This is a genomic window from Pseudolysinimonas yzui, assembly GCF_014653215.1.
Taxonomy (GTDB): Bacteria; Actinomycetota; Actinomycetes; order Actinomycetales; family Microbacteriaceae; genus Pseudolysinimonas_A; species Pseudolysinimonas_A yzui.
The window spans coordinates 530,842-549,444 of the sequence record NZ_BNAI01000001.1 but is presented as its reverse complement, the minus strand read 5'-3'; the positions used below and the strand labels follow the sequence as shown (position 1 = coordinate 549,444).

General features: G+C 71.2%; 18 protein-coding genes. 6 read left to right on the top strand and 12 right to left on the bottom strand.

Annotated features, from left to right (window positions below):
• Positions 1–59: 59 nt before the first annotated feature.
• From dnaG to IE173_RS02765, 6 genes are read right to left on the bottom strand one after another with little or no spacing between them, the layout of a single operon-like run.
• Positions 60–1,934 carry a DNA primase gene (dnaG, locus tag IE173_RS02790; protein ID WP_191281837.1) on the bottom strand — a complete coding sequence of 625 codons (1,875 nt, stop codon included), beginning with the start codon at positions 1,932–1,934 and terminating at the stop codon, positions 60–62.
• Between the two features lie 9 nt (positions 1,935–1,943).
• Complete coding sequence (locus IE173_RS02785) at positions 1,944–2,921, bottom strand: bifunctional riboflavin kinase/FAD synthetase (RefSeq protein ID WP_308433074.1); 978 nt, start codon at positions 2,919–2,921, stop codon at positions 1,944–1,946.
• Positions 2,918–3,379 carry a hypothetical protein gene (locus IE173_RS02780; RefSeq protein ID WP_191281836.1) on the bottom strand — a complete coding sequence of 154 codons (462 nt, stop codon included), beginning with the start codon at positions 3,377–3,379 and terminating at the stop codon, positions 2,918–2,920. Before IE173_RS02780 ends, IE173_RS02785 begins: the two co-directional genes overlap by 4 nt.
• A gap of 24 nt (positions 3,380–3,403) precedes the next feature.
• The gene (locus tag IE173_RS02775) at positions 3,404–3,772 is read right to left on the bottom strand and encodes a hypothetical protein (RefSeq protein ID WP_191281835.1); all 369 of its coding nucleotides are present in this window, start codon (positions 3,770–3,772) and stop codon (positions 3,404–3,406) included.
• Positions 3,769–4,668: a tRNA pseudouridine(55) synthase TruB gene (gene truB, locus IE173_RS02770; RefSeq protein WP_191281834.1), complete on the bottom strand. Its 900-nt coding sequence runs from the start codon at positions 4,666–4,668 to the stop codon at positions 3,769–3,771. The genes IE173_RS02775 and truB overlap by 4 nt, the downstream gene beginning before the upstream one ends.
• Positions 4,668–5,285, bottom strand: coding sequence for a TetR/AcrR family transcriptional regulator (locus IE173_RS02765; RefSeq protein WP_229841836.1), 618 nt, complete (start codon positions 5,283–5,285; stop codon positions 4,668–4,670). The genes truB and IE173_RS02765 overlap by 1 nt, the downstream gene beginning before the upstream one ends.
• A gap of 71 nt (positions 5,286–5,356) precedes the next feature.
• On the opposite strand from IE173_RS02765, the gene IE173_RS02760 reads away from it, so the two are divergent.
• On the top strand, positions 5,357–6,802 hold the full coding sequence (locus IE173_RS02760; RefSeq protein WP_191281833.1) for an MFS transporter: 1,446 nt from the start codon (positions 5,357–5,359) through the stop codon (positions 6,800–6,802).
• A gap of 9 nt (positions 6,803–6,811) precedes the next feature.
• Positions 6,812–7,819, top strand: coding sequence for a ketopantoate reductase family protein (locus tag IE173_RS02755; RefSeq protein WP_191281832.1), 1,008 nt, complete (start codon positions 6,812–6,814; stop codon positions 7,817–7,819).
• Here the strand turns inward: IE173_RS02755 and IE173_RS02750 are convergent.
• Positions 7,800–8,504: a nucleoside/nucleotide kinase family protein gene (locus IE173_RS02750; protein ID WP_229841835.1), complete on the bottom strand. Its 705-nt coding sequence runs from the start codon at positions 8,502–8,504 to the stop codon at positions 7,800–7,802. The genes IE173_RS02755 and IE173_RS02750 overlap by 20 nt on opposite strands.
• A 30-nt stretch (positions 8,505–8,534) precedes the next feature.
• On the opposite strand from IE173_RS02750, the gene IE173_RS02745 reads away from it, so the two are divergent.
• From IE173_RS02745 to IE173_RS02735, 3 genes are read left to right on the top strand one after another with little or no spacing between them, the layout of a single operon-like run.
• The gene (locus IE173_RS02745) at positions 8,535–9,410 is read left to right on the top strand and encodes an HhH-GPD family protein (protein WP_308433073.1); all 876 of its coding nucleotides are present in this window, start codon (positions 8,535–8,537) and stop codon (positions 9,408–9,410) included.
• 9 nt (positions 9,411–9,419) lie between these two features.
• Positions 9,420–10,820, top strand: coding sequence for an RNB domain-containing ribonuclease (locus tag IE173_RS02740; RefSeq protein ID WP_191281829.1), 1,401 nt, complete (start codon positions 9,420–9,422; stop codon positions 10,818–10,820).
• A gap of 15 nt (positions 10,821–10,835) precedes the next feature.
• Positions 10,836–11,696 carry an Fpg/Nei family DNA glycosylase gene (locus IE173_RS02735; RefSeq protein ID WP_191281828.1) on the top strand — a complete coding sequence of 287 codons (861 nt, stop codon included), beginning with the start codon at positions 10,836–10,838 and terminating at the stop codon, positions 11,694–11,696.
• Here the strand turns inward: IE173_RS02735 and IE173_RS02730 are convergent.
• The gene (locus IE173_RS02730; RefSeq protein ID WP_191281827.1) at positions 11,677–12,330 is read right to left on the bottom strand and encodes a TetR/AcrR family transcriptional regulator; all 654 of its coding nucleotides are present in this window, start codon (positions 12,328–12,330) and stop codon (positions 11,677–11,679) included. The two genes, IE173_RS02735 and IE173_RS02730, sit on opposite strands and share 20 nt — an antisense overlap.
• A gap of 91 nt (positions 12,331–12,421) precedes the next feature.
• On the opposite strand from IE173_RS02730, the gene IE173_RS02725 reads away from it, so the two are divergent.
• Entirely contained in the window at positions 12,422–12,826 is a 405-nt protein-coding gene (locus IE173_RS02725; protein ID WP_191281826.1) for a DUF4259 domain-containing protein, read from the top strand.
• Between the two features lie 24 nt (positions 12,827–12,850).
• On the opposite strand, the gene IE173_RS02720 is transcribed toward IE173_RS02725, so the two are convergent.
• The 4 genes from IE173_RS02720 to IE173_RS02705 all read right to left on the bottom strand — a co-directional run bounded on the left by IE173_RS02720 (position 12,851) and on the right by IE173_RS02705 (position 18,580).
• Positions 12,851–13,951 carry an NAD(P)-dependent alcohol dehydrogenase gene (locus tag IE173_RS02720; RefSeq protein ID WP_191281825.1) on the bottom strand — a complete coding sequence of 367 codons (1,101 nt, stop codon included), beginning with the start codon at positions 13,949–13,951 and terminating at the stop codon, positions 12,851–12,853.
• A gap of 14 nt (positions 13,952–13,965) precedes the next feature.
• The gene (locus IE173_RS02715) at positions 13,966–15,468 is read right to left on the bottom strand and encodes an aldehyde dehydrogenase family protein (RefSeq protein ID WP_191281824.1); all 1,503 of its coding nucleotides are present in this window, start codon (positions 15,466–15,468) and stop codon (positions 13,966–13,968) included.
• A gap of 38 nt (positions 15,469–15,506) precedes the next feature.
• The gene (locus IE173_RS02710; RefSeq protein ID WP_191281823.1) at positions 15,507–16,229 is read right to left on the bottom strand and encodes an alpha/beta hydrolase; all 723 of its coding nucleotides are present in this window, start codon (positions 16,227–16,229) and stop codon (positions 15,507–15,509) included.
• Between the two features lie 80 nt (positions 16,230–16,309).
• Positions 16,310–18,580: an ATP-binding protein gene (locus IE173_RS02705; RefSeq protein ID WP_191281822.1), complete on the bottom strand. Its 2,271-nt coding sequence runs from the start codon at positions 18,578–18,580 to the stop codon at positions 16,310–16,312.
• Positions 18,581–18,603: the final 23 nt, after the last annotated feature.

Sequence of the window (18,603 nt, the reverse complement as noted above, 5' to 3'; positions counted from 1 at the left end):
CAAGGGCCTCGGGATGCCCGCTCGTCAAGGGTCGCGCGGGCCTACCAGTCATAACACAGTCAGCCTGCACGCAACTTGCGCCGCTCGATCTCGAGGGCCGCGATCTCGACCTGGATGCGCCGGGCCCGATCCACGTCGCCTTCCGCCGCGGCACGCTGCGACGCCCCCTGGAGGTCGGTCTTGCGACGAGCCAGGTCGACGGCCACCAGATCGGCGACCTGCGCACGGGCGTACTTGTCGAGGTTCGCCTCCCGGGTCTCGGGAATCGGGGCGACCCCGAGCTGGGCCACCAGGCCCGCGAACCGCGACGGCACGGCTTCGCTGACGCGCGCGACCCAGTCGGGCCGGTCCCAGTACTCGATCGCCGTGGCGACACCGTCGCGCACCACGTCGAGGATCGAGTTGCGCATCCGCACCGTGACGGCGCGCTCGAGCAGTTCGCGACCGATCGCCTGCGGCCGCTGCAGGATGACGAGGAACGCGTCGCGTTCCATACGGGTCTCGACGTCGGTCGGCAGGTCGAGCAGACGCACCTCGGCCACCGGGGCTTCCGCCTCACCCTCCGCCGGTACCGGCGTCGACGTCGTCGGCCGGGCCGACTTCACGGCGCGCACGGCGCGGCCGACTTCGGCGGGATCCATCCCCAGCCAGCCGGCGAGGTTGCGCACGTAGCCGTCGCTCAGCGAGCGATCCCGGATGCCGGCGACCACCGGCGCCGCCGCGCGCAGGGCGGCGACCCGGCCCTCGACGGTCTCGAGGTCGTGGCCGGTGAGCACCCGGCGGATCATGAACTCGAACATCGGCTTGCGGTCGGCGATGAGCTTGCGCACCGCCTCGTCGCCGCGCTGGGTGCGCAGGTCGCTCGGGTCGAGGTTGTCGGGGGCGACCGCGACGAAGGTCTGCGCCGCGAAACGCTGCTCCTCCTGGAACGCCCGGCTCGCCGCCTTCTGCCCGGCCTCGTCGGGGTCGAAGGTGAACACCACCTCGCCGGTGCCGGCCGTATCGGCGTTGTCGACATCCCCCAGCACCCGCCGGATCACCTTGATGTGGTCGACGCCGAAGCTCGTGCCGCAGGTGGCCACGGCCGTCGTGACGCCGGCGAGGTGGCAGGCCATGACATCCGTGTAGCCCTCGACGACGACGACCTGCTTGCCTTTCGCGATGTCGCGGCGGGCGAGGTCGAGCCCGTAGAGCACCTGGCTCTTGTGATACACCGGCGTCTCGGGGGTGTTGAGGTACTTCGGGCCCTTGTCGTCGTCGTCGGAGAGCAGCTTGCGGGCGCCGAAGCCGACGGTCTGCCCGGTGATGTCGCGGATCGGCCAGATCAGGCGGCCGCGGAACCGGTCGTAGGCGTTGCCACGGTCACCGGTGCTCAGCAGACCGGATGCCGTGAGCTCCTCCGGCGTGAACCCCTGCTTCTTGAGGGCATCCCCGAGGGCGTTGAACGACTTCGGCGCGAAGCCGATGCCGAAGTGCTGCGCCGCGGCGGCGTCGAAGCCGCGCGCGCCCAGGAAGTCGCGGCCGATCTGCGCCGCCGGGGTCGCCAGTTGTGCCTGGAAGAACTTCTCGGCGGCGGCGTTCGCCGCCAGCAGCCGGGCCCGGTTGCCGTGGTCGCTCGCCTGCCCGCCGTCTTCGTAGTGCAGCTCGTAACCGAGCCGGGCCGCGAGCCGCTCGACGGCCTCGGCGAAGGAGACGTGGTCCATCTTCTGCAGGAAGGAGAAGACATCGCCGCCCTCGTTGCAGCCGAAGCAGTGATAGAGCCCCGCCTGGGGCCGCACGTGGAAGCTCGGGCTGCGCTCCTCGTGGAACGGGCACAGGCCCTTCATCGAGCCGACACCCGCGCTCTTCAGCGTCACGAAGTCGCCGACGATGTCGGCGATGTTGGTGCGTGCCCTGACTTCGTCGATATCGCTTCGACGAATCAGCCCGGGCATGTTGTGATTCTAGGGACGGGGTGCGTCGGGCGCCGGATCGCTCCCGAGGCCGGCTTCCTCCGCGAGCAGGGCCCGGATGCGCTCGGTGTCGGCGGCGAGCGCGGCGACGAGCGTCGGCACTCCGTCGAACTTGACCATCGGGCGGAGGTACTCGACGAAGTCGAGCTCGATCGTCTTGCCGTAGGCGTCCAGCGACGTGTCGATCAGATGCGCCTCGGTGCGCCGCGCCGGGATGCCGTCGAACGTCGGGTTGTTGCCGATCGACACCGCCGCGCCGTGACGGACGCCGTCGATCCACGCCCAGGCGGCGTAGACGCCGTCGGCCGGCAGGAATCCTTCCATCGCCGGATCGAGGTTCGCCGTCGGAAAGCCGATCTCGCGCCCGATCGCGTCGCCGTGCACGACCGTCGACCGCACGCGCGGGTAGCGGCCGAGCAGCTTCGCCGCCTCCCGCACCTCGCCCGCGCTGAGATGCTGCCGGATGTTCGTCGACGACACCCGGCGCCCGTCGACGAGCACGTCTTCCAGCAGAACGACCTCGAAGCCGAAGATCCTGCCGTGCTCGCGCATCGAGTCGATGCGACCCTCGCCGCGGTGCCCGAAGCGGAAGTCGGTGCCCACCAGCACCAGTCGCGCGTCGAGCGCGTCGTGGAGGATGCGTTCGGCGAAGGCGATCGGCGGGAGTTCGCTCAGCTCGCGGTTGAACTCCAGAACGAGCGTCGCCGCCACGTCGGACTCGGCCAGCAGGTCGGCGCGCTGCGCATTCGACACGAGCGCCTCGGGACAGTCGTCGGGCCGCAGCAGGGCGAACGGATGCCGGTCGAACGTCGCGACGACCGGCAGCAGTCCGCGGTCGGCGGCGAGCGAGGTCAACTGGGTGAGCACCCCGCGGTGCCCGAGGTGCACGCCGTCGAACTTGCCGACGGTGACGGCGCTCGGGCCGAATCCGGGCGGCACCGCACCCAGGCCGTTGAACAGCTGCATCATGGCGCGCTCTCGACGGCGGCGCTCTCGGCGGCGGTGACGCGGCGCCCGCGCCACAGGTAGAACAGCCCGATCACCGGCAGCACGAGCGGAATGCACAGGTATCCGGCGCCGTAGGCGCTCCACACGGTCGCCTCGCGGCCAAACGGGTCGACGCTGTCGAGCCCGAGCAGGCCGGGTGCCAGGACGCTCACCGTGCCGATCACGAGCACGCCGACGAATTCGAAGCCGATCGTGACCCAGGCGATCGTGGTCCAGCGCAGCGCCAGAGCCAGCGTCGCGACAATGTAGACGACGGCCGCGAGAGCGGAGAGCGAGAACGCGATCGGCGCCTCGCCGAACCGATCGATGATCTGGAACACGCTGCGGCCGGTGGCGGCGACGGCGAGAACGGCGTAGACGGCGACGAGGATGCGGCCCGGGCCGGCCAGTTGTGAGGAATCGAGACGACGGGTGGACATCCGTTTCAGACTAGGGCCTGCTCTTCACGCCAGCTGGACGGTCCAGATCTGGTTCATGCGATACGCCATCACGGCGATCGCGAGCGCGGCGACGCCGAGCACGACGGTGCTCCAGCGCGACCGGTCGGTGAGCGCCCAGGCGATCGCGGCGGGTGGCATGAGGCACGCCGTCGCCAGGTACACCCAGAACTCACCGAGGTTGCCGGTCGGGTGGTTGCCGGCGGCCGGCGCGATGAGCGCGATGACGACCTGCGCGAGCAGCAGCACCTCCACCAGCGCGACGGCGAGGATCGTGACGTCTTCGGGCTTGCGACCGACGAGTCCCAGCACGACGCACAGCACCCCCGCGAGGGTCGCGACCCCGATGAGGATGACGGTGAAGATGTCGATCACGTGAGCACCTCTTCGGTGGGGAAGTTGACGAGCACGCGACAGACGCCGTCGCGTACGGAGACGAGGCCGGCGAGCCGGCCGCCGGGGGCGAGCGCCGCGACGACGGGCGCATCGGCGACTGCGACGGCGACGCGCTTGCCCTGACTCAGGGCGAGGGTCGTGTCGGCATCCATCGACACCGTCGGGAACAGTCGCGCCGCGACCTCCGCCGGCGGGAGGAGCGCGGCCGCGAGGTCATCGTCGGGGTGGACGGCCGTGGCGATGTCGAACGGGCCGATCCGCGTGCGGCGAAGGGCCGTGAGATGCCCCCCGACACCGAGAGCCCGGCCGAGGTCGCGGGCGAGGGCTCGCACATAGGTGCCCGACGAGACGGCGACCCGCACGTCGAGATCGAGCAGGGGCCCCTCCGCTCGGCGGCTCAGCACCGCGAACTCCGACACCGTCACCGGACGCGGAGGCAGGTCGACCTCCTCGCCGGCGCGGGCGCGGTCGTACGAGCGCCGGCCGTCGACCTTGATCGCCGAGAAGCTGCTCGGCACCTGGGCGATCTCGCCGGTGAGCGCCGTCACCTCCGCCGCGATCGCCTCGGGCGTCACCCCGCTCGCGTCGGTCTCCGCGACGACCTCGCCCTCGGCGTCGTCGGTCGTCGTCGACTGCCCGAGCCGGATCGTCGCGGTGTACTCCTTGTCGAGACCGACGAGGTAGGTGAGCAGGCGCGTCGAACTGCCGACGCCGAGGATCATCAATCCGGTCGCCATCGGGTCGAGCGTGCCCGCGTGCCCGACCTTGCGGGTGCCGAGGGCGCGGCGGGTGCGGGCGACCAGGTCGTGACTCGTCGGCCCCTGCGGCTTGTCGAGAAGCAGGATGCCGCCGCTCCCCCCGTGCACGGGCGGCATCAGGCCGGCGTCGCCCGGGACATGCGCACGAGGATCTCGGCCTTCGTGGGAGCCGCGCATTCGATGAGTTCGCGCACGTCGGGGTCGTCGAAGTCGTCGGCCATCCGCAACCCGATGAGGGTGTTCAGCAGCATCCCGGATCCGAGGAACGCCTGGGCCTCGTCGGCCGTGAAGCCGGCCTCGTGCCTGAGCAGCCGGTACACCTCGAGGAATCCGCGGCGCGCGGCGCGACCGATCTCGGGGTCGGATCCGAGCACGAACGCGTGCATCAGGCTCAGCAGGAGGCCGCGGTCGGTGATCAGGTCGCCGTAGGCGGCGCCGAGGCGCTCGTGGATCTGCTCCCGCGGGGAGGCGGGGTTCTCATCGATCGCCCCTCGGAAGGCGGCGATCAGTCGCTCCAGCGCTCGCTCGAGCACCGCGAGGAAGAGGGCCTCCTTGGTGCCGAACATGCGCACCACATACGGCTGGCTGACGTTCGCGGCCCGCGCCACGGCATCCGTCGTCGTTCCGAAGTAGCCACGCTCGCCGAACACCGCAGTCGCCGCGGTCAGCACGAGTTCGCGCCGATCCTCGGCGCGCATGCGCGGAATCGGATCGGATGCGGTCTCGGGCGTCACGCTTGACAGGGTATCAACTGATTACTAGCGTGCAGGTAATCATTCGATTACTTATTACGAAGGGTCCTCCGATGTCCTCCCCCTCACGCCGGGTGCCGTTCGGCCTCGTGCTCGCCGCGACCGGCATCCCGATGTTCATGGCCACCCTCGACAACCTCGTCATGACGAACGCGCTCCCCGCCATCCACGCCGACCTCGGCGCGACCGTCGAAGAACTGCAGTGGTTCGTCAACGCCTACACCCTCGCCTTCGCGAGCCTCATCCTCTTCGCCGTCGGGCTGGGCGACCGGCTCGGGCGACGCACGATCTTCCTCGCCGGAATCGTCGTGTTCACGGTCGCCTCCGTGCTGGCCGCCCTCAGCACCGACCCCGCCCAGCTCATCGCCGCGCGCGCCCTCCAGGGGCTCGGCGGAGCCGGCATCATGCCCCTTTCGCTCTCGCTGCTCGCCGGATCGGTCGAGGCGCGGCTGCGTCCGCTCGCGATCGGCGTGTGGGGCGGGATCGCCGGGCTCGGCGTCGCCGCCGGGCCGCTCATCGGCGGCGCCGTCGTCGAAGGCTGGAGCTGGGAGGCGATCTTCTGGATCAACGTGCCCGTCGGCATCCTCGTTCTTCCGCTGATCCTGTTCACCCTGCCGAACACCCTCGGCGCCCGGCTGCGCCTCGACGTGCCCGGGGTGCTGCTCGCCGGGCTCGGCGTGCTCGGGGTCGTCTACGGCATCGTGCGCGGCAACGACGCGGGCTGGGACTCGCTCGAAGTGGTCGGCTCGCTGATCGTCGGGGCAGCCCTGGTCGCCGCGTTCGTCGTCTGGGAGAGCCGCACGGGCTCTCCGCTGCTGCCGCTGCGCCTGTTCCGCGACCGCAGTTTCAGCGTCGCGAACGTCGTCGGCTTCGGCTTCTCGTTCGGGATGTTCGGGGCGGTCTTCATCCTCATCCAGTTCCTGCAGGTGGTGCAGGGCCACTCGCCGCTCGAAGCCGCCGTCATGACGACGCCGTGGACGATGGCGCCGATGGTCGTCGCACCGCTCGCCGGGTTCGTCGCGCCGCGCGTCGGCACCCGCGTACTCATCATCGCCGGGCTGCTGTTCCAGGGCGCCGGGCTCACCTGGCTCGCCCTCGTGATGACGGCCGACGTGCCGTACCTGACGATGCTGCCCGCCTTCATCTCGGCCGGGATCGGGATGGGACTGGTGTTCGCGCCCGTCTCGACGGCCGTGCTCGCCCACACCAGCGAAGCCGACACCGCGAAAGCCAGCGGCACCAACTCGACGCTGCGCGAGATCGGCGTCGCCCTCGGCATCGCGGTGCTCACCGCCGTCTTCACCGGTGCGGGCGGCGAACTCACGCCGACCGACTACGTGGATGCCGCCGTGCCCGCCGTCGCCGTCGGTGCGGCCGTCGTGTTCGCGACCGCCGCCGTCGCGTTCCTGCTGCCCGCGGGGCGCTCGAACCGGCGCCCGGAACCCGTCGTCGACGAGCCGGCCATCGACCAGCCGGAGCGGGAGCTGCTCCCGGCCTAGGCTCGAAGCATGCGGGTGGCCGTGATCGGAGCGGGGGCGGTGGGCGGACTGCTCGCCGCCCTCCTCGATCGCGCGGGACACGACGTCGAGGTGACCGCGCGCGGTGAGCACCTCGCGGCGATCCGCGCCGACGGCATCGCACTCGACGGCGGCTACGGGTCGCACGTCGCGCGGGTGACCGCGGGCGAGGTGCTCGGCACCCGTCCGGAGCTCGCGATCCTCGCGACCAAGGGGCAGGATGCCGAGGCCGCCCTGCGCGCGAACGCCGCAGTTCTCGAAGGGGTGCCGCTGCTGGTCGTGCAGAACGGGCTCGGCGGCATCCGGGTCGCCGGCGAGGTGCTGCCCGGCTCACCGCTCGTCGGCGGGCTCGCCCTGTTCGCCACCTCGTATCTCTCCCCCGGTCGCATCACGGTCACCGCGGCCCTGCCGATCGTCATCGGCGGCGCCCCCGGCACCGACCCGGCCGTCGTCGAACGCTTCGCGACCCTGCTCGGCGGCGCCCTCTCGGTCGAGGTGGTCGAGCGTCTCGAAGACGCGCAGTGGACCAAACTGCTCATCAACCACGTCAACGCCCTCCCGGCGATCACGGGGCTGAGCGTGCAGCAGACCGTCGAGGATCCGGCCCTCCTTCGAGTGCTGGCCGCGAGCCTGCGCGAGACGGTGCGCATCGCGAACCGCATCGGCATCCGTTTCGCCGGCCTGCAGGGCATCCCCGGGTGGGTGCTGCCCTGGCTCGGCCGCGGTCCGCTCGCGCTCGCCGCGCGGCTGCCGCGGCTGCTCGCGAGGCGCATGGGTGACGTGCCGAATCCGGGATCGACGCTGCAGAGCATCCGCCGCGGTCAGCTCACCGAGATCGACTTCCTCAACGGCGCCGTCGTGCGGGTCGCTCGGGAGCACGGACTCGACGCTCCGATCAACGCGGCACTCGTCGCCCTGGTGCACGACGTGGAGCGCACGGGAACGTTCCTCTCCTCGGCGGAGGTCGCGCGGCGCGTGCCTACCTCGGGGCGGGTTTGACCGAGCAGTAGTCGGCGAAGCGCCGCACCGGGGCGTCGGCGTCGGTGTTGTCGACGATCGCGCTGGCCGCCGTGTTCGGGTGCGCGTCGCGCACGTACAGCCGCTGCGCGTCGGCGTAGCGGCGGTTCGACTCCGCCTTCGGGTCGGGATCGGCCCCGTCGCGCTCCACCATGCGGGCGAGCCGCACCTTCGGGTCGGCGTCGAGCCAGATCGAGAAGTTCCAGGCCCCCCGCAGTTCGAAGCGGTTGAGGAACACCCCGTCGACGATGAGGATCGCGTCGGCCGGGCCGGTCACCCACGCCGACTCGACCGGCGTGTCGCGCTCGAGGTCGAAGCCGCGCAGCTGGAAGCCCGTGCTGCCCCCCATGCGGAACGGCTCGAGCAGCACGCGGCGCAACAGCGAATAGTCGAAGGCATCCCGGTAGTAGCCGTCGGAGGAATACCGCCCGAAGCGGTAGCGGTGCTCGCGCGGGTGATGGAAGTCGTCGACCGACGCGCGGAACACCGTGTAGCCCGCGCGATCGAAGGCGACAGCGAGGTCGTCGGCGAACCGCGTCTTGCCGGCACCGTCGGGCCCGTCGACGGCGAGCGTCGTGCGGCCCTTCGCATAGTGGTGGGCATACTCGGCCACGAGCGACTCCAGCAGCTCCCGCCGAGCCGGGGCGATCTTCGACCACGTCACCACGGCGCCAGCCTAGCCAGCTACCCTCGCGGTGTGACCCCCGGAACGGCCATCGGCGAGCGCATCGCCGCCTGGTACGCGACGGGGCATCGCGACCTCCCCTGGCGGCGCCCGGGCTTCACCGCCTGGGGAACCCTGGTGAGCGAGTTCATGCTGCAGCAGACGCCGGTCAGCCGCGTCATCCCCGCACTGGAGCGCTGGCTGACCCGTTGGCCCACCCCCGCGGATCTCGCGAACGTGCCGCCCGGCGAGGCAGTGCGCGCCTGGGAACGCCTCGGCTACCCACGCCGCGCGCTCAACCTGCACGGCGCCGCCACGGCCATCGCGGAGCGGCACGGCAACGAGGTGCCATCAGACGTCGACGCGCTGCTCGCCCTCCCGGGCGTAGGACCGTACACCGCGCGGGCGGTCGCGGCGTTCGCGTACGGCATCCGCACCCCCGTCGTCGACACCAACGTGCGCCGCGTGCTCGCCCGGGCGATGCGCGGTCAGGGTGCGGCGGGCCCGGCGCGCACGGCGGTCGACCTCGCCGAGATGGAGGCCCTGCTGCCCGCCGATCCGGCGCGGGCGCGGCTGGTCAACGCCGGCACGATGGAACTCGGGCAGACGGTGTGCACGGCGCGAACACCACGCTGCGACGAGTGCCCGCTGGCCGCGGTGTGCGCCTGGCGGGCGGCCGGCTATCCGCGCTACGCGGGCCCGCGCGCCCCGGTGCAGAAGCGGTACGAAGGCTCCGACCGCCAGGTGCGCGGCCTCGTGCTGCGCGAACTGCGGGGCAGCGACATCCCGGTGCCGGTCGAGGTGATCGCGGGGCTGTGGGCGGATGCCGCGCAGCTCGCGCGCGCCGTCGAGGGGTTGCTGCGGGACGGTCTGGTCGAGCGGGAGGGTGACGAGCTGCGACTTCCGTAGGCTGGTCGAATGCCGTCCGTGCCGCTGAAGCTCACGCGGGAGGCCTCGCAACCGGAACTCGTCGCGGCGCTGGCGGCGATCCGCGCCGAGCTCGAGCTGCCGAGCGGCTTTCCGGCTGAGGTCTCGGCCGAAGCCGGTCGTGCCGTCGATGCCTACGAGCCGCCCGATCTCGATCTCACCGACCTCCCCTTCGTCACGATCGACCCGGCGGGCGCGACCGACCTCGATCAGGCCCTCGCGATCGAGCCCGACGGGGCCGGCTGGCGGGTGTTCTATGCGATCGCCGACCTCCCCGGGTTCGTGGCCCCCGGCGGCGCGATCGACGACGAGGCCCGCGAGCGCGGCCAGACGCTCTACGCGGCCGACGGGCGCATCCCGCTGCATCCGGTGACGATCAGCGAAGGCGCGGCCTCGCTGCTCCCCGACGTCGAACGCGGCGCATTCGTCTGGGAGCTGCAACTCGACGCCTCGGGCCGGCAGACCTCGGCGCGCGTGCGTCGCGCGCGGGTGCGCAGCCGACGGCAGTGGAGCTACGAGGACGCGCAGGCCGCCGTCGCCGGCGATCCGATGCTCGGGATGCTGCGCGACGTCGGCGAGGCCCGGATCGCTCAGGAGAGCGAACGCGGCGGAGCGAGCCTGTCGACGCCCGAGATCCTCGTCGTGCGCGAGGGCCGGGAGTATCGGCTGGAGCGGCGGGTCGTGCTGCCGGTCGCCACCTGGAACGCCCAGATCTCCCTGCTCACCGGCATGGCGGCCGCCCGGATGATGCTGGATGCCGGCGTCGGCATCCTGCGCACGATGCCACCCGCCGAGCCGGAGGCGATCGAACGGTTCCGGCGGCGCACGATCGCCCTCGGAACCCCGTGGGCCGAAGCCGAGCGCTACGGCGACTACCTGAGACGGCTCGACAACGACGAACCGCGGCAGATCGCCATCCGGCATGCGGCCGCCTCGCTGTTCCGCGGGGCGGCGTACGCACCGTTCGACGGCGCACCGCCCTCCGAATCCGTGCAGGCCGCGATCGGTGCCCCCTACGCCCATGTCACCGCTCCGCTGCGGCGGCTCGTCGACCGGTTCGGGCTCGAAGTGTGCCTCGCGGTGAGCGGCGGCACCGACGTGCCCGCCTGGGTGCGCGAGGCTCTGCCCCTGCTGCCCGCGGCGATGGGCCGCTCGACGAACACCGCGGGCCGCCTCGGCCGTCGCATGCTCGACACCGTCGAGGCCGCCGTGCTGGCACCGCACGTCGGCGAGGTGTTCGACGCCCTGGCGATCACCGACGCGACCGTGCAACTCGTCGAACCGGCGGTCGAGGCGGCCTGCGACGGATCGCCCGAGCCCGGTTCGCACGTGCGGGTGCGGCTCGTCGAAGCCGACATCGCGACGGGAACCGTGCGCTTCCGGGTGAGCTGAGCCAGACTTTCCTGCATGCCGGAACTGCCCGAGGTGCACGCCCTCGTGAGCGATCTGCGCAGCAGGCTCATCGGCCGCACCGTCGCGCGGCTCGACGTCGTCGCGTTCGCCGCGCTCAAGACCTACGACCCGCCCGTTTCGGCTCTCGACGGACTCACGATCACCGGCGTGGAGCGCCACGGCAAGTACCTCGACATCGTGGCGGGAGACGTGCACCTCGTCATCCACCTCGCGCGCGCGGGATGGTTGCGCTGGCGCGAGAAGGCCCCGCTCGCGACCGTGCGGCGGGGTGCCGGACCGCTCGCGGCGCGGCTGGTGCTCGACGACGGCACGGGCTTCGACCTCACCGAAGCAGGCACCAAGAAGAGCCTCGCGATCCACGTCGTGCGCGACCCGCAGGATGTCGAACGCGTCGCGACACTCGGCCCCGACCCGCTCGACGCGACGTTCACCGAAGACGTGCTCGCCGGCATCCTCACCGCCGCCGGTCGCTCGCAGATCAAAGGCGTGCTGCGCGACCAGCGCCTCATCGCCGGGATCGGCAACGCCTACTCCGACGAGATCCTGCACGTCGCGAAGATGTCACCGTTCAAGCCGGCGAGCATGCCGCCCGACGACATCCACACGCTCTACGAGGCGATCCAGTCGACGCTGCGCGACGCCGTCGCCCGCTCTGAGGGGCTCGCCGCCTCCGAACTGAAGGGCGAGAAGAAGTCGAACCTGCGCGTGCACGGTCGAAACGGCCAACCCTGCCCGGTGTGCGGCGACACCGTGCGTCAGGTCATCTACACCGACTCGACCTTCCAGTACTGCCCGACGTGCCAGACCGGCGGCAAGCCGCTCGCCGATCGCGTACTCAGCCGGCTCCTGAAGTAGCGATGGCCCGCTCGATGCCCAGGATGAGCAGCTCGAGCACGAACTCGAACTCGGCGACGTGGTCGTGCGTCGCGCTCGCGAGCGTCGCCGCCAGGTGGGGGTAGAGGGCGCCGTCGCCGCGCACGACGTCGAGCTGATAGCCGTGCGCCGAGGCATCCCCTTGCAGGCGCAGCTCCTGGAGGGTGAACGCGAAGACGTGCACCTCGATCGCGTGCATCGCGTCGTGGGCAAGCTGAAGCGTGCATCCGCCGGCCAGCAGCGCACCGAGTACGGCGTCGACGAACCGCAGCCGCGCGGGGCCGACGGCGGGGCGGCTCGTCGCGAGGGCGGCGACCCACGGATGCTCGAGCAGCACGGCGTGCGCACCGCGGACCAGCGCGCGCAGCGACTCCCGCCAGTCCACCGACTCGTCACGCGCGGGGAACCGCGCGATGGCGGCATCCACCATCCCGTCGAGCAGGTCGTCCTTGCCGCCCACGTGGCGGTAGAGCGACATCGCCTCCACCCCGAGTGACTCGCCGACGCGGCGCATGCTGACCGCGTCGAGGCCCTGCTCATCAGCGAGTCCGACGGCCGCTGCGAGCACCCGCTCGCGGCTGAGGACGTCGCGCTGGGCTTTCCGCCGTGGGTTCATGGGGGGAGCATACATCCTACGCTTACGTTGTAAGCAGAATCCTCGTGTCGGAACCGTGCGGCAGACTCGACGCGACGAACATCGGAGGAACATGGGCACCTGGGGTCCGGGCGTTTTCGAGAACGACGAGACGATGGACTTTCTCTGGGAAGTCGAAGAAGGCGGCGTCGATGCCCTCCGCGATGCGCTCGACCAGATGATCGATGCGGCCGGGCGACCGGAATCCTGGGCGGAGAGCACCGCGATCGCGGCCGCCGCGATCATCGCCGCCGCCTACGACGGCCGCGCAGATCTGCTGCCCGAGGAGGCGACCGCCCTGCTGTCCACCCTCACTCCCCTGATCCTCGAGGATCAGGCGCTGCGCGACCGGGCACGGTACGCCGTGCATCGCGTGCTCACCGGCGATTCCGAACTGCTCGAGCTGTGGCGCAGCTCCGGCGAATCGGATGCCGCCATCGCGGCGATCGCCGAAGTGCAGTCCCGGCTGAGCGATTAGCTGCCGCGACTGCACTTCGACGATTCAGAAGACGATGACCGGCTTGACCGTCACGCCGTGGTGCATGTCGTCGGCGGCCTGGCCGATCTGGTCGAGCGAGTAGCGCTTCTCGAGCTTCTCCAGCGGCAGCTTGCCGTCGGCGTGCAACGCGATCAGCTGCGGGATGAGCGTCGCCGGATCGGTGTCGCCCATCGTGACGCCGCGCAGCACCTTGCCGGTGAGGATCCCCTGGATGTCGACGGGGATCTCCGTTCCGGGAGGCGGTGCCCCGCAGACCAGCACCGTGCCGCGCACGGAGGCCGCATCGAGCGCCTGCCGCGCGACACCGGGGTTGCCCGTGGTGTCGAAGCTCAGGGCCACGCCACGCCCGCCGGTGAGCTCGGCGAGCCGCTCGGCGACGTTCTCGGTCGTGCCGTTGATCGTCGCCGTCGCCCCGAGCTCGGTCGCGAGCGCCAGGCGCTCATCGACCAGATCGATGGCGATCAGCTGCGCCGGCTTGCGCAGCGCGGCGGCAATCACCGCGGAGAGGCCGACGGCGCCGGCCCCGTAGACGGCGACCACGTCATCCGAACCGGGGTCGAGCACGTTCCACATCGACCCGAAGCCGGTCAGCACCCCGCAGCCGAGCGGCGCGAGCACCGTGAGGTCGGCGCCGGGGTCGACCTTGACGACGGAGCGCTCGTCGGCGATCGCGTACTGACCGAACGACGACTGGCCGAAGAAGTGACTCGCGATGGGCGACCCGTCACGAGTCACCGTGCCCGAGGAGTCGGAGCGCATCAACCCGATGAGGTTCCGCGGCAGCCAGGTCTCGCAGTAGGCCGGGTGCGCCGAGGTACACGCGGCGCACGACCCGCACGACGTGAAGCTCAGCAGCACCTGGTCGCCCGCTTCGACTCCGGTGACGCCGGCGCCGACCTTCTCGACGACGCCGGCACCCTCGTGTCCGATGATCCCGGGCGTGGGGAAGGGGATCCCGCCGGCGATCACTCCGAGGTCGGTGTGACACAGACCTGAGGCGACGAGCTTGACGAGCACCTCCCCCGGCCCGGGATCGGAGAACTCGACCTCGCTGACGACGAGTTCTCCCGGTGCGTTGAGCACCGCCGCTCGACCTGCAGTCACGGTGCTTGTCGAAGTCACCGGGCAGGACCCTGGTCGAGGTTGAACACGATCGAGTGCGAGCGCTGGTACGACGCCATCGCCTCGGGGCCGCCTTCGCGTCCCCAGCCGGAGTTCTTCACGCCACCGAACGGCACGGCGGGGTCGAGCAGCGCCCAGCCGTTGACCCAGGTGATGCCGGCGTCGAGCTGCGCGGCGACGCGGTGTGCCTTCGCCAGGTCGGCGGTCTGGATGCCGCTGGCGAGGCCGTAGCGCGTCGAGTTGGCGAGCTGGATGGCCTCCTCCTCGGTGTCGAACGGCTGCACCGTGAGCACCGGGCCGAAGGTCTCCTCGACGATCGCCTCGGCGTCGGCCGGGAGATCGGCGAGCACGGTCGGGCTGTAGTAGAACCCGCCGTTCAGGTCGACCTTCTCGCCGCCGGTGACGACGCGCGCACCGGCAGCCTTGGCGCGTTCGACGATCGCCGCGACCTTCTCGAGCTGGGTGGCGCTCGCGAGCGGACCGATCACGGTCTCGGGGTTGGTGATGTCGCCGAACGGCACGTGCGGCAGCGCGTCGGCCAGGATGCCGAGCACGACCTCGTAGATCGGGCGCTCCACGAGCAGGCGCGGGCCCGCCATGCAGAACTGCCCCGTGTTGAAGACGAACGCGCCGATGACGGTGTGGATCGCGGCGTTCAGATCGGCATCCGCGAACAGGATGTTGGCGGCGTTGCCACCGAGCTCCGCGGTGAACGACTTGAGCGTCTTGCCCGCGAGCTGCGCCGCGTGGGCGCCGATCTCGGTCGATCCGGTGAACGCCACCTTGTCGACATCCGGGTGTCCGACCAGGTGGTCGCCGAGCGTCGCGCCCGATCCGGTGACGACGTTGAAGACACCGTCGGGAACGCCCGCGTCCTTCAGGATCTGCGCCATCAGCAGCGCGCTGAGCGGGGTGTCACCGGCCGGCTTGTGCACGATCGTGTTGCCGGCGATCAGCGCCGGGGCGATCTTGCTGCTGGACAGGATGAGCGGGAAGTTGAACGGCGTGATCGCCGCCACCACCCCCAGCGGCTCCGTCTTCACGTAGGCGTGCGTGTTGCCCGTGGTCTCGCGCACCGACCCGTCGAGGTGGTGTCCGAGGCTCGCGTAGTACTCGTACAGTTCGGCGGCGTTGTTCACGTCGATGATGCGCGCGAAGGTGATCGGCTTGCCCACGTTGGCGCTCTCCGCCTGGGCGAGTTCCTCGGTGCGCTCCCGCATGAGCACGTAGGCGCGCTGCAGGATGCGCGAGCGTTCGCGGCTGGACAGCCCCGACCAGACGCCGGAGTCGAACGCCGCCCGCGCCGCCGCGACCGCGGCATCCACATCGGCGGTCGTCGCTTTGGCGACATCGGTGATCTTCGCGCCCGTCGCCGGGGCGACGACATCCATCCGGCCGCCGTCGGAGGCCTCGCGCCAGGTGCCGCCGATGAACAGCTGTCCGGGCGGGAAGGCGGGGGTGGTCGGGGCGGTCTTCGGCTTGGGTTCGGTGAGAGTCATGGGTGGATCGCTTTCGTCGAGTGAAGTGAGAGGGGGTGTCAGTTCGCGACGGACTCGGCCGCCGCGACGCGCGCGAGCAGCGCGGCGAAGCCGGCCGGGTCCTCCTGGAACGGGGCGTGCCCGTGCGGGATGCGGATGACGTCGGCACCGCTGCGTGCGGCGAGCGACTCCTGGAAGGGCGGCGGGACGATGCCGTCGTTCTCGGTGAGGATGTAGGTCGCCGGCTTGGTGCGCCAGGCGACCTGGGTGAGCTCGTCGATGAGCGAGCGGAGCGACTGCGGCCGGAACAGGTCGGCGAGCTGCTCCGACACCTCGCGCGGAACTCCGGGCGGCATGTCGGAAGCGATCATGTCGACGCGCTCCTCGCGGGTGCGGCCCATCGTGACCTGGCCGTCGTCGACGCCCCAGGCGTCCGGCAGCACGCCGCCCATCGCGGCGAGGGCACTCTCACCGGCGTCGAGCGCAAAGGCGGCGATGTAGACGAGTCGTTCGACCGACGGGTGGTCGCCGGCCTGGGTGATGGGGGCACCACCGTAGGAGTGACCGACGAGCACGACGGGGCCGTCGGCGCGTTCGATCGCCGCGGTCACGGCCGCGGCGTCCGCCAGGAGGCCTTCCGTGCTGCCGGTCGACGGGAGGTCGATCGCGTCGACATCCCAGCCGTCACCGCGCAGGATCTGCACGATGGGTTCGAACTCCCACGGGCCCACCCAGGCGCCGTGGACGAGGATGATGCGGGGTCGGGTCGAAGAAGTAGTCATCTGGGGACCGTGCCTTTCGGACGACGTCGGTGTCGTCCCCCCAGCGTGCGACCCCGCTGCGGGCCGCGGTATCCGTAGGACTACGTACGGCCTACGTAATCTGTTCCGGTCGATGCGAGCGAGGCTTCGTACCAGGCCGCGATCTGCGCGCGTGAGGTGAACCCGAGCTTGCCGAGGATGCGCTGCACGTGGGTGTCGACCGTGCGCACCGACAGCACCAGCTCGTCGGCGATCTCGCGGTTGCTCATCCCGCGGTGGATCCGCGCCGCCACCTCGTGCTCGCGAGCGCTCAAGCCACCCGTGCCGACCGTCTTGTCCGCGAGGGCCAGGTCGACCGCTTCGGCCGGTCCCAGGTCGCGGCCGCGCGCGAAGAACCGCTCGTAGCCCTTGTCGCCGAGGAGCCGCCGAAGCGAGTCGACGCAGCGGTCGTGGTGGCCGCCGAGATGCGGCCCGAACGCCCAGATCGACGAGCCGATCGAGCGCCACCGGGCATCCGTCGCTCCGAGCAGTGTCGCCGCGCGTTCCGCGGCACCGCGCTCGGCTTCGACCCAGCTGACCACCTCGAGCATGAGACATTCGCCGACGGGGTCGTCGAAACCCCGCTCATCGACGAGCCCCTGGCGGGCCAGACGATCGGCGGTGTCCAGGTCGTTCTCGACGAACGCCGCCAAGGCGATCGCCCATTGCGCATGGGCGCGCATCCAGTTGTCATGGATCGTCTCGGCATAGGCGAGGGTCTCCGACGCATGCCGTGCGGCCCCTGCCTGCCGGAGGTGGCTCAGAGCCGCCGTCAGCTGGAACTGGGCCAACAGGGCCTCTTCGGGCCGGCCGCTGTGCTGAGCCACCCGGATCGAGTCCTCGAACTCCCGAGCGGCTTCGGCCGGGCGGCCGGAGAAGTTCTCGAGGGTGCCTCGCCAGCGGTGCACCTCGATGCGGGTCGCCGCGAGTCGTTCGGGAGCGAGCGAGCCCCTCGCGGCCTGCTCCTCGGCCTCGTCGAGCCGTCGAGCTGCCTCGGGAAGGTCGCCCTGCAGCAGTGCGAGCCAGGCGGCGTTGACGAGCGCCGGCACGCGCTGCGCCGGCGAGGCGCCGGGCAGAGCGAGCACCCGGGTGGCCCAGGCGCGCCCTTCGGGGATGAAGCCGCCGACCGCCCAGTGATACCGGAGGTTGGAGAACAGCTCGAGGGCGAGATCGGTGTCGACCGCCGACGCGGTGGTGAGGGCCGCGTGCAGCTCGGCCCGGTCGGCGCGGAGCCGGGCGATCGTGTCGGCCTGCCCGGGGCCGTACCAGTGGGCGCTGGATTCCGCCGCCACCGCGGCGTAGTGATCGAGATGGCGTCGCGTCAGGCCCGGCCACCGCCCGTCCTCTTCGGCTCGATCCCGCCCGTAGCGACGGATCGTCTCCAGCATCCGGAAGCGCCCGGTTTCGGGATCCGCCTCGACGACCGACTGGGCCACCAGCTCGTCGAGCGCGTCGAGCACGTCACCGCCGTCGGCGACGGCCGACGCTGCGGCGAGATCGAACGGACCGGCGAAAACCGAGAGGGCGCACCACAACTCGCGTTGTTCCTGTGTGCAGAGTTCATAGCTCCAGTCGACGACCGCCCGCAGGGTGCGCTGACGGCTGACGGCGCTCCGCGACCCGCTCTGGAGGAGCGTGAACCGCGACGCCAGACGGCTGGTGAGGTCGGCGATCGACAGGGTGCGCAGCCGCGTCGCCGCCAGCTCGATCGCCAGCGGCAGGCCGTCCAACGCCCGACACAGTTCCGCCGCCGATTCGGCGTCGTGCGGGCCGAGTTCGAAGGCCGCATCCGCTGCCCGGGCGCGGGCGACGAGAAGCGAGACCGCATCCGGAAGCCGGTCGGGCGCGCTTCCCACGACCGGTTCGGCCGACAGCGGCGGAACGGCGAAGACCCGCTCGCCGTCCAGCTCGAGCGGGCGCCTGCTGGTGGCGAGCACCGTGAGATCGGGGAGGGCGACGAGGAGCTCGTCGATGAACGCCGCCGCCGCATCGATGATGTGCTCGCAGTTGTCGACGACGAGGATCGCCGGACGGTCGCGCAACGCCTCCACGACGACATCCAGCGGGTCACGCGCCGACTGGTCGGCGAGCCCGAGCGCCCGCACGACCGCCCGCGGCAGGCGTTGCGGATCCTGCACGCTCTCGAGCGACACGAACCACCCGTCGATGCCCGCCGACTCGAGGCGCAGATTCGCGGCGCGCATCGACAACCGGGTCTTGCCCGCACCCCCGACACCGGTGAGCGTCACGAGTTGCGCGACCTCGAGAAGACCCTGCAACACGGCGAGTTCGCGTTGGCGCCCGACGAAGACGCTTCTCGGTTCTCTGATCATCGAGACTCCCGCGTCGTCAAGGG

What these genes read in the sequence shown, in the direction of transcription:
- IE173_RS02710 (WP_191281823.1), bottom strand. Translation starts at nt 16,229, where the DNA reads ATGACTACTTCTTCGACCCGACCCCGCATCATCCTCGTCCACGGCGCC.
- IE173_RS02755 (WP_191281832.1), top strand. Translation starts at nt 6,812, where the DNA reads ATGCGGGTGGCCGTGATCGGAGCGGGGGCGGTGGGCGGACTGCTCGCC.
- IE173_RS02705 (WP_191281822.1), bottom strand. Translation starts at nt 18,580, where the DNA reads ATGATCAGAGAACCGAGAAGCGTCTTCGTCGGGCGCCAACGCGAACTC.
- IE173_RS02730 (WP_191281827.1), bottom strand. Translation starts at nt 12,330, where the DNA reads ATGAACCCACGGCGGAAAGCCCAGCGCGACGTCCTCAGCCGCGAGCGG.
- IE173_RS02780 (WP_191281836.1), bottom strand. Translation starts at nt 3,379, where the DNA reads ATGTCCACCCGTCGTCTCGATTCCTCACAACTGGCCGGCCCGGGCCGC.
- IE173_RS02725 (WP_191281826.1), top strand. Translation starts at nt 12,422, where the DNA reads ATGGGCACCTGGGGTCCGGGCGTTTTCGAGAACGACGAGACGATGGAC.
- IE173_RS02785 (WP_308433074.1), bottom strand. Translation starts at nt 2,921, where the DNA reads ATGATGCAGCTGTTCAACGGCCTGGGTGCGGTGCCGCCCGGATTCGGC.
- IE173_RS02735 (WP_191281828.1), top strand. Translation starts at nt 10,836, where the DNA reads ATGCCGGAACTGCCCGAGGTGCACGCCCTCGTGAGCGATCTGCGCAGC.
- dnaG (WP_191281837.1), bottom strand. Translation starts at nt 1,934, where the DNA reads ATGCCCGGGCTGATTCGTCGAAGCGATATCGACGAAGTCAGGGCACGC.
- IE173_RS02715 (WP_191281824.1), bottom strand. Translation starts at nt 15,468, where the DNA reads ATGACTCTCACCGAACCCAAGCCGAAGACCGCCCCGACCACCCCCGCC.
- truB (WP_191281834.1), bottom strand. Translation starts at nt 4,668, where the DNA reads ATGCCGCCCGTGCACGGGGGGAGCGGCGGCATCCTGCTTCTCGACAAG.
- IE173_RS02760 (WP_191281833.1), top strand. Translation starts at nt 5,357, where the DNA reads ATGTCCTCCCCCTCACGCCGGGTGCCGTTCGGCCTCGTGCTCGCCGCG.
- IE173_RS02740 (WP_191281829.1), top strand. Translation starts at nt 9,420, where the DNA reads ATGCCGTCCGTGCCGCTGAAGCTCACGCGGGAGGCCTCGCAACCGGAA.